Source organism: Vitreimonas flagellata, from assembly GCF_004634425.1.
GTDB classification, from domain to species: Bacteria; Pseudomonadota; Alphaproteobacteria; order Caulobacterales; family Aquidulcibacteraceae; genus Vitreimonas; species Vitreimonas flagellata.
Genome location: NZ_SBJL01000005.1, coordinates 234,297 through 246,528, shown reverse-complemented (window position 1 = coordinate 246,528; position 12,232 = coordinate 234,297). Strand labels below are relative to the sequence as shown.

Annotated in this window: 13 protein-coding genes; 8 read left to right on the top strand and 5 right to left on the bottom strand. The window is 64.3% G+C overall.

Annotated features, from left to right (window positions below; genetic code table 11):
- Positions 1–5 precede the first annotated feature (5 nt).
- Positions 6–668, bottom strand: coding sequence for a pyridoxamine 5'-phosphate oxidase (pdxH, locus tag EPJ54_RS19200; RefSeq protein WP_135213384.1), 663 nt, complete (start codon positions 666–668; stop codon positions 6–8).
- Positions 669–755: 87 nt separating this feature from the next.
- Here pdxH and EPJ54_RS19195 point away from each other — a divergent pair, with 87 nt between their 5' ends.
- The 7 genes from EPJ54_RS19195 (at position 756) to EPJ54_RS19165 (ending at position 7,704) form a co-directional block, all read left to right on the top strand.
- A complete protein-coding gene (locus tag EPJ54_RS19195; protein ID WP_135213383.1) occupies positions 756–1,691 on the top strand; it encodes a DUF2268 domain-containing putative Zn-dependent protease in 936 nt (311 codons plus the stop codon).
- A complete protein-coding gene (locus EPJ54_RS19190; RefSeq protein ID WP_135213382.1) occupies positions 1,688–2,053 on the top strand; it encodes a DUF4180 domain-containing protein in 366 nt (121 codons plus the stop codon). Before EPJ54_RS19195 ends, EPJ54_RS19190 begins: the two co-directional genes overlap by 4 nt.
- A 44-nt stretch (positions 2,054–2,097) precedes the next feature.
- A complete protein-coding gene (aroC, locus tag EPJ54_RS19185) occupies positions 2,098–3,192 on the top strand; it encodes a chorismate synthase (protein ID WP_135213381.1) in 1,095 nt (364 codons plus the stop codon).
- Positions 3,193–3,205: 13 nt separating this feature from the next.
- Positions 3,206–4,816, top strand: coding sequence for an amidase (locus tag EPJ54_RS19180; RefSeq protein ID WP_135213380.1), 1,611 nt, complete (start codon positions 3,206–3,208; stop codon positions 4,814–4,816).
- 90 nt (positions 4,817–4,906) lie between these two features.
- Complete coding sequence (locus EPJ54_RS19175) at positions 4,907–6,490, top strand: AbgT family transporter (protein ID WP_135213379.1); 1,584 nt, start codon at positions 4,907–4,909, stop codon at positions 6,488–6,490.
- A 152-nt stretch (positions 6,491–6,642) separates the two neighbouring features.
- Positions 6,643–7,128 carry a hypothetical protein gene (locus tag EPJ54_RS19170; protein ID WP_135213378.1) on the top strand — a complete coding sequence of 162 codons (486 nt, stop codon included), beginning with the start codon at positions 6,643–6,645 and terminating at the stop codon, positions 7,126–7,128.
- Between the two features lie 60 nt (positions 7,129–7,188).
- Positions 7,189–7,704: a hypothetical protein gene (locus tag EPJ54_RS19165; RefSeq protein ID WP_135213377.1), complete on the top strand. Its 516-nt coding sequence runs from the start codon at positions 7,189–7,191 to the stop codon at positions 7,702–7,704.
- On the opposite strand, the gene EPJ54_RS19160 is transcribed toward EPJ54_RS19165, so the two are convergent.
- Genes EPJ54_RS19160 through EPJ54_RS19150 form a run of 3 tightly spaced genes read right to left on the bottom strand, consistent with a single transcriptional unit; the run spans position 7,673 to position 10,591 of the window.
- Positions 7,673–8,728 (bottom strand): class I SAM-dependent methyltransferase, encoded by a 1,056-nt coding sequence (locus tag EPJ54_RS19160; protein WP_135213376.1) that lies wholly within the window; start codon positions 8,726–8,728, stop codon positions 7,673–7,675. The genes EPJ54_RS19165 and EPJ54_RS19160 overlap by 32 nt on opposite strands.
- A 10-nt stretch (positions 8,729–8,738) precedes the next feature.
- On the bottom strand, positions 8,739–9,302 hold the full coding sequence (locus EPJ54_RS19155) for a YcgN family cysteine cluster protein (RefSeq protein WP_135213375.1): 564 nt from the start codon (positions 9,300–9,302) through the stop codon (positions 8,739–8,741).
- Positions 9,299–10,591: a class I SAM-dependent RNA methyltransferase gene (locus EPJ54_RS19150; RefSeq protein WP_167755852.1), complete on the bottom strand. Its 1,293-nt coding sequence runs from the start codon at positions 10,589–10,591 to the stop codon at positions 9,299–9,301. Before EPJ54_RS19150 ends, EPJ54_RS19155 begins: the two co-directional genes overlap by 4 nt.
- Positions 10,592–10,662: 71 nt before the next feature.
- Here EPJ54_RS19150 and EPJ54_RS19145 point away from each other — a divergent pair, with 71 nt between their 5' ends.
- Entirely contained in the window at positions 10,663–11,208 is a 546-nt protein-coding gene (locus EPJ54_RS19145; RefSeq protein WP_167755851.1) for a YMGG-like glycine zipper-containing protein, read from the top strand.
- 206 nt (positions 11,209–11,414) lie between these two features.
- Here the strand turns inward: EPJ54_RS19145 and EPJ54_RS19140 are convergent, their stop codons facing one another.
- On the bottom strand, positions 11,415–12,134 hold the full coding sequence (locus tag EPJ54_RS19140; RefSeq protein ID WP_135213373.1) for a TlyA family RNA methyltransferase: 720 nt from the start codon (positions 12,132–12,134) through the stop codon (positions 11,415–11,417).
- Positions 12,135–12,232: the final 98 nt, after the last annotated feature.

Below are 12,232 nucleotides of genomic sequence, written 5' to 3'. Positions count from 1 at the left end.
AAGCGTTAAGGGTAGAGGCGAGATTTGGACCAAGAGCTATTGGCGCCGTCGCGCGTGAAGACGAGCCGGTCGTGCAAACGGAACGGCCGGTCGCGCCAGAATTCGATCGCGAGCGGAACGAGCCGGTAGCCGCCCCAATATTCCGGACGCGGCACATCGCCCAAGCCGTATTTAGCGGCAAACTCAGCGATGCGCTTTTCGAGCGCGAGACGATCTTTGAGCGGGCGCGATTGTTGGCTCGCCCACGCGCCCAGTCGCGCGCCGCGATCGCGGCTTTGGAAATACGCGTCGGATTCTTCCGCTGACACGCGCTCGATCAGACCGCGCACGCGCACCTGGCGGCGCAGGCTCTTCCAGTGAAACACCACGGCCGCGCGTGGATTGACTTCAAGCTGGCGGCCCTTGGCGCTTTCGGCGTTCGAGTAGAAGGCGAAACCGCGATTGTCGAAATCCTTCAGGAGCACCATGCGCACGTCGGGAAAGCCAGAAGCATCCGCGGTGGCGAGCGCCATGCCGTTCGGATCGTTGGGCTCCTTGTCCTTGGCCTCCTTGAACCACCGCGCAAACAGTTCAAACGGCTCGCTCTCCGCAAACAAGGTCGCGTCGTCCGGCGGCGGCTGGGCGGCGGGATCGTATTTCGGCGACGGCGGGATCAGATCGTTGGACAAGGGCGGCTCCTGCACCTCTCCTAGCACGCCCACGCGCGCATCCGAATGCGCCTAGCGCCGCATCCCAAAGATAAGGGAGGGATTTCCATGAATTGGTTCTTATCGGCGCTAAGCGCCATAGTCGCTCTTGCTGGTGCGACGGCCGCCGCGCAGCCTTACCGATTGACCGATCTCACCGACGAATTTGTCGCCGCCTATGATCGTACCGAGGGCATGCCGGTTGAAGTGCGCGTCAAAGCGTTCAAGACCGACGTGGCCCCATTGTTTCCAGATTTTTACGGGCGTGCGCGCTTCAGCACGATCACGCAGGGCCAATACGATGCGCGTATCGGGCGCGCGATCGAGCGCTTTCCAGCCGAACGCGAGGCCTATCTCAGCCGCTCGGCGTCTTTCGTCGCGCTGCTCGATCCGGCCTATGCGAGTTTCACGCGCGCCTTCCCCGACATCGGCGAATTCGGCGACGTCTATCTGCTGCATTCGCTCGGTGAAATGGATGGCGGCACGCGCAGCTTCAGCAACGGAGTGGTTCTGATATTCGGCGCTGACGTGATGGGCCGCGTGCACCCCAATGACGACGTAGAGGCATTCTTTCACCACGAGCTCTTCCATGTGTACCACCAGCGGGCGTTCCAGGAATGCGCGGAAGTGTGGTGCTCGCTCTGGAGCGAAGGTCTTGCCGTGCATGTTGCGCGGGAACTCAATCCGGACGCCACGGACGCGCAATTGCTGTTGACGACGCCGGAAGACATCCCGGCCGCCGTGAACGCCGATCTGACTGAAGCGGTCTGCACCGTGCGCGCGCGCCTCGACTCCAGCGCTAGCGCCGACCTTGCCGCACTTTTTAGCTTCAGCCGCTTGAATGAGCGCTTGCCGCCCCGATTTGGCTATTATGTCGGCTACCTGGTCGCGCGCGAAGCGGGACGCAGGCATTCGATTCAAGAATTAGCGCATCTCGACATGGAGGCTGCCCGCCCCGTGGTTGAGGCTGCGCTTGCGCAATTGGCGCAATGTGAGGGTATATGATCGTCTATTCTCTGCACGGCGAACGGGTCGCCGAGATCAGCCATCGTGGCGCAGCGCTTGAAAGCGAGCGCGACGCGACGGATCTGATCACCGAAGCTTTGAGTTCGGATGCGCGCCTGGTCGCCATTCCGGCGGAGCGGTTGAGTTCAGATTTCTTCCAGCTCAGCACGCGCAAGGCCGGCCACTTCATCCAGAAGTTCGTTAACTATCGGCTGCGCGTCGCGATCCTTGGCGACATTTCGGGGCACGTGGAAGCATCGCAGCCGCTGGCTGATTTCGTGCGCGAATCTAATCGCGGGCGAGATGTCTGGTTTGTGCGCGACAGCGCCGAATTGGGCACGCGGCTGGCGCCGGCGAAGTGAGCGGCGTTGCCCGCGCTGGCAGCTTGTGTCACTGACGGGACGCGATGTCCCACAACACGTTCGGCCACCTTTTCCGCGTCACCACCTGGGGCGAAAGCCATGGGCCGGCGTTGGGCTGCGTGGTCGATGGCTGCCCGCCCGGTCTGCCTTTGTCGGTCGCCGATATTCAGTATTGGCTGAACCGGCGTAAGCCCGGTACGAGCCGCTTCGTCACGCAGCGGCGTGAAGCGGACGAAGTGAAGATCCTCTCCGGCGTGTTTGAGGATGATCGCACCGAAGGCCCGGTGACGACCGGCGCGCCGATTTCGCTACTGATCGAAAACACCGATCAACGCAGCAAGGATTACGGCGATATCCGCGACACGTATCGGCCCGGCCACGCGGACTATGTGTACGACGCGAAGTACGGCGTGCGCGATTATCGCGGCGGCGGGCGATCGTCCGCGCGTGAGACGGCGGCGCGTGTTGCTGCTGGCGCAGTGGCGCGGCGGATACTGGGCGACGAGATCACCATCCGCGCAGCCCTCGTGCAGATCGGCAAAGTGAAGATTGATCGCGCGCGCTGGGATTGGAATGAGATTGAAAACAACCCGTTCTGGTCGCCCGATGCAGCGGCTGCGAAAGAATGGGAAGCCCTGCTCGACGAGACGCGCAAGGACGGCAATTCCGTTGGCGCCGTTCTCGAGGTCGAAGCGACAGGCGTGCCGGCCGGTTGGGGTGCGCCGATCTACGGCAAGATCGACGCCGAGATCGCGGGCGCAATGATGAGCATCAACGCCGTCAAAGGCGTTGAGATCGGCGCGGGGTTCGAAGCGGCTGAACTGACCGGCGTCGAGAACGCCGACGAGATGCGCGCCGGCAATGACGGCAAGCCGCTGTTCTTGTCGAACCACGCCGGCGGCGTGCTGGGCGGCATCTCGACGGGCCAGCCGATCGTGGCGCGGATCGCGATCAAGCCCACCTCCTCCATCCTCACGCCGCGGCGTTCGATCACGAAGGATGGCGCGAACACCGAGGTGATGACCAAGGGCCGTCACGATCCGTGCGTGGGCATTCGTGCAGCGCCCGTGGCGGAGGCGATGCTCGCCTGCGTGCTGGCAGACGCAAAGTTGCGCCATCGCGGGCAGACTGGGCGATAATCGGGAGAAGATTATGCGTAAGCTGCTGGCGGTCTGCGTCGCCTTGGTTCTGACAGCGTGTACGCCGCCCGCGCCCAGCTACAATGTCGAAGAGCGCTCTATCTCGGAATTGCGCGCTGATTTGGACTCCGGCGCCGTCACGAGCGAGCAACTCGTGCAAGCCTATCTCGACCGCATGGCCGCGATTGATGATGCAGGCCCCACACTCAACAGCGTGATCACGCTCAACCCGCAGGCGCTTGAGCAAGCCCGCGCGCTCGATGCAGAGCGCGCCGCCGGCCGTGTCCGCGGGCCCCTGCACGGCATCCCGATCCTGCTGAAGGACAACATCGAAAGCGCCGATCCGATGCCGACAACGGCTGGCTCCTTGGCGCTGGCGAACAACATCACCAACCGCGACGCGCCGCTCGTGGCGCGGTTGCGCGCGGCTGGCGCAATTATTCTCGGCAAAACCAATTTGTCGGAATGGGCGAACATTCGCTCCTCCGCATCCGTCAGCGGCTGGAGCGCCGTCGGCGGCCTGACGCGCAATCCCTACGCGCTCGATCGCAACACCTGCGGTTCATCTTCAGGCTCTGGCGCGGCAATCGCGGCGAGCCTCGCCGCCATCGCCGTCGGCACCGAGACGGACGGTTCGATCGTTTGCCCCTCGTCCGTGAACGGACTTGTCGGCATCAAGCCGACCGTGGGCCTGGTTTCGCGCACCCATATCGTCCCGATCAGCCACACGCAGGACACAGCGGGCCCGATGGGCCGTTCCGTCGCCGACGTCGCGATCCTCCTCACCGCCATGGCGGGCACGGATCCGAATGACGCTGCGACCGCCGCGGCCGACAATCTACGCCAAGATTACAGCGCCGCACTCGACGCCAACGCACTCCGCGGACGGCGTCTGGGTGTGATGCGCTTTGCCGCTGGCTTCCACGCCGGCGTGGATCGCCGCTTTGAAGCAGCACTTAGCGAACTTCGCGCAGCTGGCGCCGAGATCGTCGAGATCGAAGCCGCGCCAGAGGGCTGGGACAGCATCGGCCAAGATGAGTTCACAGTACTTTTGGCCGAGCTTCGCTCAGACTTGGACGCTTATCTGGCGACAACGCCGGACAGCGTCGTTACCCGCACACTCGCCGATGTGATTGCGTTCAACGCCAACACGCCGGCGGAAACGGTGTTCTTCGGCCAGGACTTGTTCGAAGCGGCGCAGGCAAGCGGCGGGTTGGCCAATGCCGATTATCAGGCGGCGCGACGGCGCGCGGTCGCAGCGGCTTCCTCCGCTATCGATGCGATGCTGGGGAGCAATCGCGTCGATGCGCTAATCGCGCCAACAACCGGGCCCGCCTGGACCAACGATGTCGTCAATGGCGACCATTATGTCGGCGGCGGCGCAAGCATGCTTCCCGCTGTAGCCGGCTATCCGCACGTTACCGTACCGATGGGCCTGGTCGATGGCTTGCCCGTCGGGCTCTCCTTTGTCGGCGCCGCCTGGACGGAAGCGCAATTACTTTCCTACGCCTACGCCTACGAGCAGAGCGCTCAGCCACGCATGCCACCGCGCTATTTGCCGACGCTCAACCAAGACGAACGCGTGGCGCCCGCTCTGGCGGGACACGGAACTAGCCCGCCTTAAGCGCTTGCCTTGCCTGGCTTTTGCCGCCAATTCCTACCGCCAAGGGACGGCTGGGCGCACGGCGCTCGCTTGTGGGAGAGGTTCAGCGACATGGCGGAAGCGACGCAGGAGCGACAGAAGGGCATTCTTGGCCTGATCGAACGCGCGGGCAACAAACTGCCCGATCCGGTTTTCATCTTCTTCTGGCTGATCGGTATTTTGATCGCCGGCTCGGCGATCGCGGCCGCCTTTGGCTATTCCGCACAACACCCCACGCAATTGGATGAGAGCGGCCAGCCCGTCACCATCACCGCCGCCAGCATGCTTTCGCCGGAGAACATTCGCCGCCTTTGGGTGGAGATGCCGGCGACGTTCACGCACTTCCACCCGCTGGGCTATGTGCTGGTGGTGATGCTGGGCGCAGGCGTTGCCGAACGCTCGGGGCTGTTCGCGAGCGCGATGCGCGCGGGCGTGAAGGATGCGCCCAAATTTTTGCTGACGCCGGCGGTCGCATTTGTCGGGATGATGGGCAACCTCGCCGCGGACGCCGCTTACGTTGTGCTGATCCCGCTGGCGGGGGTGCTCTACGCTGCGGCCGGGCGCCATCCGATCGCCGGCATTGCAGCGGCATTCGCGGGCGTTTCGGGCGGCTTCTCCGCGAACTTGTTGCCCGGCCAGCTCGACGCGCTGCTGTTCGGCATTACGGAAACCGCCGCCGAACAATTGGCGCCCGGTTGGGACGCCAATATCGCTGGCAATTGGTTCTTCATTGCCGCGATGCTGTTCGTGTTCTTGCCGGTGATCTGGTTCGTAACGGACGTGATCATCGAGCCGCGCCTGAAGCGCTACGCAACGCCGGACGGCGAAGCGATGCAGAATCTGGGCGACGCAAATGCGCCGCTGAATGCTGACGAAAAGAAGGGCCTTGGTCGCGCTGGTCTTGCGGCGTTGCTCGTGGTGGCGCTCTGGGCCGCGTTCGTATTCATGCCGGGCACGCCGCTGATCGATGAAGAAGCGGCAATCCCCGAAGCGCGGCTAACGCCCTTCTACCAATCACTCGTGGCGGGCTTCTTCGTGCTCTTCCTGGCGGCGGGCTGGGCTTATGGCGCCGCCGTCGGGACGGTGAAAAACCATCGCGACGCGGTGAAGATGATGGCGGGCGCCATGGGCGACCTTTCCTATTATCTCGTACTCGCGTTCGCGGCCGCGCACTTCGTGGCCATGTTCAATTGGTCCAACCTCGGCCTCATCTTTGCGGTGCAAGGTGCGGCGGCGATTGAGCATTCAGGCTTGCCGTTGCCGGCGTTGCTGGTGCTGATCGTGGCGTTCACGGCGCTGATCAATTTGTTCGTCGGTTCGGCCAGCGCGAAATGGGCGCTGATGGCGCCGGTGCTGGTGCCGATGATGATGCTGCTGGGCGTCAGCCCAGAAATGACCACCGCCGCCTATCGCGTCGGCGACGGGGCCACCAACATCATCACCCCGCTCATGGTCTATTTCCCGCTCGTGCTGACGTTCTGCCAGCGTTGGCGGACCGATTTCGGCCTCGGCAGCCTGACGGCGACCATGCTGCCGTATTCGATGTGGATACTGATCGTCGGCGTGGGCCTCACCTTCGCTTGGGTATATGTTGACCTGCCGCTGGGGCCAGGCGCCGTCGTCGACTATACGCTCCCGCCCGCACCGGCGCAGTAAGCTCCCGACGGTGCGTTCGCAGCAAGGCGAACGCACCGTTACAGGGACATAATCCGGCGCTTCTTGGCTTCGCGCGCGAATGCGCGTAGAAAAATCACGCGTTGCGCGAAATTCGTGCGACGCCGAAACGGTTTGAGCCGCCGGAGCCGTCCATGTTTGAGCGCATCAGCCTCCCGCGCAAACCGCTTGTGCGCGCACGCGCGGCCGCGCGGCACGTGCAGCGCCAAGTGCGTGCGTTCTGGGCCGTGCCGGCCAATCGCGAACGCAGCAAAGCATCGGCTGTGTTCGCCGCGATCTTCGCGTTTACCGCCGTCGGCGTCGATTATGTGATCACGGGCGGCCCGGACTGGAATCCAGGCGGCGTGGCTTACGCGATGGAATTAAGCCAAACGCAAACGCGCGGCGAACTGGTTGTTCGCGCCGGCCCTTTGGCGCCCACGCAGAACGCAGAGGACGAGGCCTGGATCGAGATCGCGCCGATTGATTACAGCTTCACCACGGAAACACTGCTCGGCGGCCCGGACACGGTATTGGCGGCGTATGAGCCATTCGCTGACGGGATCACGCGCGATGCGGACAAGCCGGATGCGCTGGCCGCGACGCTGGAAACCCAGTCCGGCAAGGCTCAGCCGCTCTGATTTCAGTTCAGCGCGGAACTGCTGGCGCTCTGCTCTGTTTTTCGGGCGGAGACCACGGTCATGCTCGAACACCGCCCTGTCTTGAAAGAACGCCTGCTCGCCTGCGCCGTGTTCGGCGCGATCGCTATCGGCGTGGTCGCCGCATCGGATGTGCTCGTCACGGGCGGCTTCGACTTGCCCTCCACCGAGCGCGGCGCGCACGCGGACACGCCGAACTTCTTCAAAGTCGCCGCGCGTGATCTGAGCGATAGCCTCGCGCCACAAGCGCACCCGCGCACATGGGACGAGGAATTCGCGACCGACGCCGAATACACCAGTTACGCGGCTGACGAATTGGCCGGCGCAGCGGACTCCACGAACACGCAATTCAGCGCCTATCGCCGGCCGACCGAAGAGGAATTGCGGCGCGAGATTGCGGAAATGTACTCGGCGTTGCCGAGCGCTTCAGATGATGCGGCGTACGCCGACGATGCCTACGCGCAAGAGCCTTACGACGCTGAGCCGGTTTATGCCGAGGCCGTGCCCGTGTCGGATGGCAAGGATTCTAGCGCTTACGGAAGCGCGTCACCTTGGTGAGAAATGCGGTTTCCTTCTGCTCCACTTCGAAGCCGTGCTCGGCGAACATCGCAGTGAAATCCTCATTCAAATACGTCCCGTAATACGGCTCGTGGAAGCCGATCGGGAAATATTCGAGCATCTGATCAAGATCGGCGGTGTCGCCGGTCTGGATTGAATCCGCCAGCACGAAGACGCCGCCTGGTTTCACGATGCGGCCGATCTCGCGCGCCGCATCCCGACGCACGCGCGGCGGCAATTCGTGGAAGAGATAGACGCAGGTTGCCGCATCCACACTCGCATTCTCGAACGGCGCCTGCTCCACTGCGCCATTGATGATCTCGACCTGGCTCCAGTCGCTCAATCGCTTGCGTGCCTCTTCGCAATAGGCCGGCGAGAGATCGAGACCGCTGGCGTTGATGCGCGGGTACGCGGAGAGCACCTGGCGCAAGAAACGACCATTGCCGCAGGCGAGATCGACAAGCTTCACGCGACGCTGATCTGTGCCGCGGATGCCGCGCGCAAGTGAACCGATCGCGATGCGCCGCATCGCATCGGCCGCGCCGCCGAACAGAATTTCGACCTGCGTGTCGTAGAGCTTGGCGCTATCGGCGCTGAGCCAGCCATCGGTTTGGTAGTGGAAGTTCTGCAAATAATACGTCGGATAGCGGCCGTCGCCTTTGGCCTGGGCACGCACTTCTGTGCCGTGGCGCTCAAGCCGGCGCTGATCGACCTTCGGCAAATCGCGAAAGAAATTCACTGAATTGCGCATCGCGCTGATGGCGCGCTCAAGCCGTACATCTTGCGGCGCGGGATAGAGCCCCGCTTCGATATTGGCGCGATCCTTGGCGAAGAGATCGAGGAAGGCGGCGCGAATGCGCGTTGGATCACCGCTCTCGGCTTGCGGTTTGAATTTCGCCTCGCCCGGTCGGTCGAACGGCCCGGATATGCGGCGCGCCAGCAGATACTGGCTGAGATACCAGGCCACGCGCGCGCCTTGAGCGGCGGCGTAACGCGCGCGGCCAATGTCGCGCATCAAGCTCATGGGGGAGATATTAGTCGTCCGCGCCGTCGCGTCGAGGCGACGTTTTGGCCTTGCGCCAACCTTTCGGCGGCTTTTCCAGAGGTTCGGGCCATTTCATGATGCGCTTCATTAGGCCCGGCGTTTTGAGCCGGCCTTCGGGGCGGGTTTTGTTTTTGGCCGAGGCGTTGGCGATGTGCACGCTCTCGAACGTGCCTGAGATCAGCGGGTGCCACCAATAGAGATCGCGGCCATCGGCGACGAGCCGATAAGCGCAGGTATGCGGCAACCAATCGAGCTTGGGCACGCTCTTGGGCGTGAGCTTCACGCAATCGGGCACATACTTTTTGCGATTCGCGTAATCGCTGCACTGGCAGGCGGCGGTATCGAACAATTTGCATGACACATCGGTGCGATAGAGTTCGCCGCTGTCAGCATCTTCAAGGCTGATGACGCAGCATTTGGAGCAGCGGTCGCAGAGCGCTTCCCACTCGGCTTCGTTCATCTGCGCCAGCGTCTTGGTGCGCCAAAATTCCGGCGCGATGACGTCCGGCTCTTTTGGCTTTTTGCGGCGGTCGAGCAGCGTGATCTTTTTCATCGCTCGAAGGCCCCTACCACTTCCGTGTGCGGGCTCCAGCGGAATTGATCGACGGGCGTCACATGCGTCAGCGTGAAGCCGTGCTCGATCAGCACTTTGATGTCGCGGGCAAACGACGCTGGATCGCAGGAGACGTAGGCCAGCTTGCGGATCGGCGCGCGCGCGATTTGCTCGGCTTGCAGACGCGCGCCTGAGCGCGGGGGATCGATGACGGCGCCGTCGAACTTTTTCATTTCGAGCGCGGAGATCGGCGTGCGCAGCAGATCGCGGCGTAGCGTGTTCACCTCTTTCAACGCGCCGCCTGCGCCGTCCGACGCCTTCTTCAGCGCGATCAGCATTTCATTGTCGGTTTCGGCGGCGACGACTTCCGCATGCTCGGCGATGCGCAGCGCGAAGGTGCCGATGCCGGAGAAGAGATCGATGACGCGGTTCGAGCCTTTGACGGCGTCGAGCGCGAGGCGAGCGAGTGTTTCCTCGCCAGCGGCGGTGGGTTGTAGGAATGCGCCCGGCGGCGGCGCGACCATCGCCTTACCCATGCGCAGCAGCGGCTTCTTGCGCTCGACGATGGGTTCGCCGTCGATGGAGAGGCGTGCAAGGTCGAGTTCGTTGGCAATGGCGCTCAACGCTTCGAGTGCAGCGCGATGGAGAAGCTCCGCGCGGCCTGCGCCTTTCACGGCGACATCGATGCCGGTGTCGGTGAGCAAACAATGGATCGTGATCTCGCCGCGCTGCGGCAGCGTCATTTCCGCGAGCGGACCCAGTTTGAGCGCCAGCGCTTCGAGGGGCGCCGCCAGCACTGGACATTGGCTGATCGGCGTGAGCTTGGCGCCGCCGCGTTCGATAAAGCCGATGCGGACTTGCCCGCCCAAGCGCGCGGCGTGAAACGCAGCGCGACGGCGGCCTGCGCCCCAAGCCGCGATGGTGGGCTCGACTTGCACGGCGCCAAAGCCGCGCTTGTGGAGCGCGTCCTGCACTTGCGCGCGTTTCCAATCGAGATAGGGCGCGTCCTGCCAATGTTGCAGCTGGCAGCCGCCGCATCGCCCGAAATGCCGGCACGCGGGCGCCTGGCGTTCGGCGCTGGGCTCAAGCACCTCCAATACCTCGGCGCGGTCGCCGACGACGCGCGCGCGGACCTTCTCCCCCGGCAGCGCGAACGGCGCATAGATCAGCCCCGCGCCGCCTTCGGCGGTGGCGTCGCCGCGCGAACCGACAGCCGTCAGCTCCAGGATTCTCTCCTCAGGCGCAGGCGGCGCACGGCCCCCGGCCTGGTTCGGCCGGCTCCTCGACATGCGGTGGACTCGCTTCATGCGCCGTTCAGGTAGCCTCTGCTTAGTTCCGGGCCGACAGACAGGAGCGCATCATGCGAGGTCAAGCTTTCTTCGCCGCAACGGCCATGGCGGTCGCCCTTATGGGCGCGGTTCAGCCCGCCGCCGCGCAGCAATACCCCACCTATCACGATGCGCACGTCGCCAACCAGCAACAGTGCCAGCAATCCCGCAACAACCGCACCGTCACCGGGGCGCTGATCGGCGGTATCGCCGGCGCCCTGCTCGGCCGTGAGGTCGCAGATCGCGGCGTGCGTGGCGAAGGCGCGCTTTTGGGCGCGGTGGTCGGCGCGACGGCCGGCGGCGCGATTGGCCGCACCTCGGCGCAATGCGGCCAGGTCCCGCAAGGCGATTACGACCCGTATTACGGCCAGTCGAACCAGTACAACGAGTACGACCCCTATCGCTCGGGCGACGACAGCGGCCTCTATGGCGGCCCGTATCGTCAGTCGGACTATCGCCGTGACAATCGCGACTGCCGCATGGGCGAGCAAATTGTGCGCGACCCGTACGGCCGCGAGTATCGCGAGGACGTCATGATGTGCCGCGGCTCGGACGGCGTCTGGCGCCCGGATTATTGATCTCCATAGTACGAACCCTCGTACACATGCCTGACCCCGGCGTGAGAACGCCGGGGTCATTTTTTTGTGGCGCGTCCAAACAGCTCCCCCGTTTACGGGGGAGCTGTTGCGTAAGCGACTGAGGGGGCGAGATGGCGCGGGCGTTTGCCGGACTTGCCCACTCCGTCTCGCTTGGCTCGCCACCTCCCCCGTAAACGGGGGAGGTGTTAGCGTTGCGCGTGCGCGAGGAGTTCGAGATTGCCGTCGCCGCCGCGGATTGGGGAGTCGATGGCGCGCACGATGCGGAAGCCGTGCAGGCCATCGAGCGCAACGATCGCTTCTTGTGCGGCGGCGCGGGCGATGTCTTCGCTGGGCAGACCGCCGTGACCGGGACCCGTTTCGAATTGCGGTTTGATGAGCGTGACCAGATCGGCGCGCTCGGCGGCGAGCGAGAGCGGCGTGGCGAGCACTTTGGCGGCGCCGATGAAGCTGGCGTCGCAGACGATGAGCGTAGACGTCTCAGGTATGAGTTCGCGCGTCAGCGTGCGCGCGTCGGTGCGTTCGAGATTGGTTACGCGCGGATCGTCGCGCAGGCTTGCGTGCAATTGGCCTTGGCCGACATCGACTGCGTAAACGCGTGCCGCGCCACGCGACAGCAGCACGTGCGTGAAGCCGCCGGTTGAAGCGCCGACATCGAGACAGATGCGTCCTGCCGGATCAATGCCGAACGCATCCAAAGCCGCCGCCAATTTTACACCGCCACGCGACACCCAGGGGTGCGGCAGGATGAGTTCGAGTGCGGCATCCTCGGCGATCAGATCGGCGGGCTTTTCCACAGGCGCGCCATTGGCGGTGACGCCGCCTGCTTCGATCGCGGCGCGCGCTTTGGCGCGGCTCTCGGCGAGGCCGCGCGCGACAAGCAGGAGATCGGCGCGCATCCGGGTCATCGCGCTCTCGTGACGCGCGCTTGCCGTTGAGGCAAGCCTTGATCGGCGGCGCCGTACGGGCAAGTCTGCCGCCCAAGCCGCGCCGGGACGAGCGCGGC

Coding starts and splice junctions, on each gene's coding strand:
- EPJ54_RS19195 (WP_135213383.1), top strand. CDS start 756: ATGAATTGGTTCTTATCGGCGCTAAGCGCCATAGTCGCTCTTGCTGGT.
- EPJ54_RS19190 (WP_135213382.1), top strand. CDS start 1,688: ATGATCGTCTATTCTCTGCACGGCGAACGGGTCGCCGAGATCAGCCAT.
- aroC (WP_135213381.1), top strand. CDS start 2,098: ATGTCCCACAACACGTTCGGCCACCTTTTCCGCGTCACCACCTGGGGC.
- EPJ54_RS19180 (WP_135213380.1), top strand. CDS start 3,206: ATGCGTAAGCTGCTGGCGGTCTGCGTCGCCTTGGTTCTGACAGCGTGT.
- EPJ54_RS19175 (WP_135213379.1), top strand. CDS start 4,907: ATGGCGGAAGCGACGCAGGAGCGACAGAAGGGCATTCTTGGCCTGATC.
- EPJ54_RS19170 (WP_135213378.1), top strand. CDS start 6,643: ATGTTTGAGCGCATCAGCCTCCCGCGCAAACCGCTTGTGCGCGCACGC.
- EPJ54_RS19165 (WP_135213377.1), top strand. CDS start 7,189: ATGCTCGAACACCGCCCTGTCTTGAAAGAACGCCTGCTCGCCTGCGCC.
- EPJ54_RS19160 (WP_135213376.1), bottom strand. CDS start 8,728: ATGAGCTTGATGCGCGACATTGGCCGCGCGCGTTACGCCGCCGCTCAA.
- EPJ54_RS19155 (WP_135213375.1), bottom strand. CDS start 9,302: ATGAAAAAGATCACGCTGCTCGACCGCCGCAAAAAGCCAAAAGAGCCG.
- EPJ54_RS19150 (WP_167755852.1), bottom strand. CDS start 10,591: ATGTCGAGGAGCCGGCCGAACCAGGCCGGGGGCCGTGCGCCGCCTGCG.
- EPJ54_RS19145 (WP_167755851.1), top strand. CDS start 10,663: ATGCGAGGTCAAGCTTTCTTCGCCGCAACGGCCATGGCGGTCGCCCTT.
- EPJ54_RS19140 (WP_135213373.1), bottom strand. CDS start 12,134: ATGACCCGGATGCGCGCCGATCTCCTGCTTGTCGCGCGCGGCCTCGCC.